Origin of the sequence: Bacillus sp. FSL E2-8900 (assembly GCF_037966225.1) — a bacterium.
Lineage (GTDB): Bacteria > Bacillota > Bacilli > Bacillales > Bacillaceae_G > Bacillus_A > Bacillus_A cereus.
The window spans coordinates 265001-267500 of the sequence record NZ_CP150193.1 but is presented as its reverse complement, the minus strand read 5'-3'; the positions used below and the strand labels follow the sequence as shown (position 1 = coordinate 267500).

Below are 2500 nucleotides of genomic sequence, written 5' to 3'. Positions count from 1 at the left end.
TCATTTGCATACGCATTTTTATCATTAATAACATTTAAAGCTTCTTGCTTATCTAAACCTGAAGCTTCAGCGATAGTAGCAAGTGTATCCACATCGCTTAAATTTTTCGATTCAGTGAAATATGCAAAAAGTAGATTTTCTGTAATCTCTTTTTCTTTCCCTTGATTCTTTGCAAACTTCGCAAGACGATGCGCATCAAAAGTATTAGTCGGCTTCATCTCATCAAAATTAAAACTTAAACCCATACTAGCTGCATGATTTCCTAACTGTACGTTATTACGCTTAGCTTCTTCAATACTAATTCCATACTTTGATGCAAGTACTTCATTAATACTTGTTCCAGAATAGATTGGAGCATTTTGGTCTAATTCAAAACTTTTAAACTCAACTTCAACATCCTTCTTATGTGGAAATTGCTCTAAAGCCATCTCTAATCTACGTTTCCCAATATAGCAAAATGGGCATACAAAATCCGACCATGCTTCAATTTTCATAAAAACACCTCATTAACATTTAGTTTTCAATCATTGTAGCACTGAGATTAAGGAATTCAAAAGTTTTTGCTCTATCTCCTTCATATAGTACATACAAAAACACACTTATAGCAGAATACCTAATTAACAAAAAAACGATAATCAAAAGGATTAACTATTATCCCTCCGATTATCGTCTATATAAATGCAACAATTTTAATTATGCCGGAATATACTTCCCTACGAACTTCCATACAGTATTCCAATATTTATTCGAATCTACTTTCTCCGCTTCTCCATGTCCAGCACCTGGAACAATTAATTTCTCTTTTTCTACTTTTGCAGCATTATATACTTCATCTAACATTTCAAAAGGAACGAATGTATCAGCATCCCCATGAATGAATAACATAGGTGTTTTACTTTTCGCTACTTGTTTTACAGCTGAAGCCTCTTCTAAATCGTAACCAGCTCTTAATTTAGTAACCGTATTTGCCGCATTCATAACAGGAAACTTCGGTAAATGGAATAAATCTTTTAGTTGATAAGTAAATTCATCAATAACAGTTGAGTATCCACAATCTTCAATAATAACTTTAACATTAGAAGGTAAATCTTCTCCTGAAGTCATCATTACAGTTGCCCCGCCCATCGAAACACCAAATAGAGCTATTTCAGCATTAGGATCTTTCTTTAAGATTTGTTGAATCCAAATCAAAACATCTTTACGATCATGCCAGCCCATACCAACATAATCTCCTTCACTATTTCCATGTCCACGAAGGTCTGGTGCTATGACATTATAGCCTTGTTCATAGAAATTACGAACATATTTCGTCATTTCTGATGCTCTACCATTGTATCCATGAACTACAATTGCCCATTTATGACTAGATGGTTCATTCATATATTCATAACCTTTTAAATTTAATTTATCGAAAGAACGTATAGATAATGTGTTAGGTTTATACTTCGATACGAAGTTTGCATTCTTTTCTTCATTTGCAGCCAATACATCTCCCGATGCACTTACCGTTTCTACTAAATGAGGATTATCTTGCAAAAATTCCTTTTCTTGTTTCGCATTTAACGCATAGTTATAAAAATAATTTCCAACTAACATATACACGATTACTAGCAGGACTAAGACTACTATAGTAATTATACTTATCTTTTTCATATTATCTCCTTTTCTAACTTAAATCTTCTTATATTAAAGTACATCAAAAACAACTGTACTATTTTAACACACTGATGAATCCTATCTTTAAGAAATAAAATAGAAAATCTTAAATTACATATAAAAAATCACGAAAGAAATTGAATAAAACTTATATAGCTACGTACTCAAAAACCTTTTTAAAAAGCGAGAAGCACTTCAAAATATTTAGCTTTAAAAAGAAGTTATAAAACACAAAAAAGACGAGTCATTCTGACTCGTCTTAAAGTTGCTTGGCGACGTCCTACTCTCACAGGGACAAGGTCCCAACTACCATCGGCGCTAGAGAGCTTAACTTCCGTGTTCGGTATGGGAACGGGTGTGACCTCTCTGCCATCATCACCAAACTATGAAGGCATATTCCTTCAAAACTAGATAACATTTGCTACATATTATATGGTTAAGTCCTCGATCTATTAGTATTCGTCAGCTCCACATGTCACCATGCTTCCACCTCGAACCTATCAACCTGATCATCTTTCAGGGATCTTACTAGCTTACGCTATGGGAAATCTCATCTTGAGGGGGGCTTCATGCTTAGATGCTTTCAGCACTTATCCCTTCCGCACATAGCTACCCAGCTATGCCCTTGGCAGAACAACTGGTACACCAGCGGTGCGTCCATCCCGGTCCTCTCGTACTAAGGACAGCTCCTCTCAAATTTCCTACGCCCACGACGGATAGGGACCGAACTGTCTCACGACGTTCTGAACCCAGCTCGCGTACCGCTTTAATGGGCGAACAGCCCAACCCTTGGGACCGACTACAGCCCCAGGATGCGATGAGCCGACATCGAGGTGCCAAACCT

The 2500-nt window shown here is 36.3% G+C and carries 2 protein-coding genes and 2 rRNA genes (2 of these 4 cut by a window edge); all 4 read right to left on the bottom strand.

Features of this window, described 5'->3' with window-relative positions:
• On the bottom strand, positions 1 to 494 hold the 5' portion of the coding sequence (locus NST90_RS01505; protein WP_000687403.1) for a DsbA family oxidoreductase. It extends 238 nt beyond the left edge of the window; 494 of the gene's 732 nt are visible here — the first part of the coding sequence; it begins with the start codon at positions 492 to 494; the stop codon falls past the left edge of the window.
• 199 nt (positions 495 to 693) lie between these two features.
• Positions 694 to 1653, bottom strand: coding sequence for an alpha/beta hydrolase (locus NST90_RS01500; protein WP_000723981.1), 960 nt, complete (start codon positions 1651 to 1653; stop codon positions 694 to 696).
• 270 nt (positions 1654 to 1923) lie between these two features.
• Positions 1924 to 2039: ribosomal RNA gene (gene rrf, locus NST90_RS01495) — 5S ribosomal RNA — on the bottom strand.
• Positions 2040 to 2088: 49 nt separating this feature from the next.
• Positions 2089 to 2500, bottom strand: a 23S ribosomal RNA gene (locus tag NST90_RS01490) (it continues 2510 nt past the right edge of the window).

What these genes read in the sequence shown, in the direction of transcription:
- NST90_RS01500 (WP_000723981.1), bottom strand. Translation starts at nt 1,653, where the DNA reads ATGAAAAAGATAAGTATAATTACTATAGTAGTCTTAGTCCTGCTAGTA.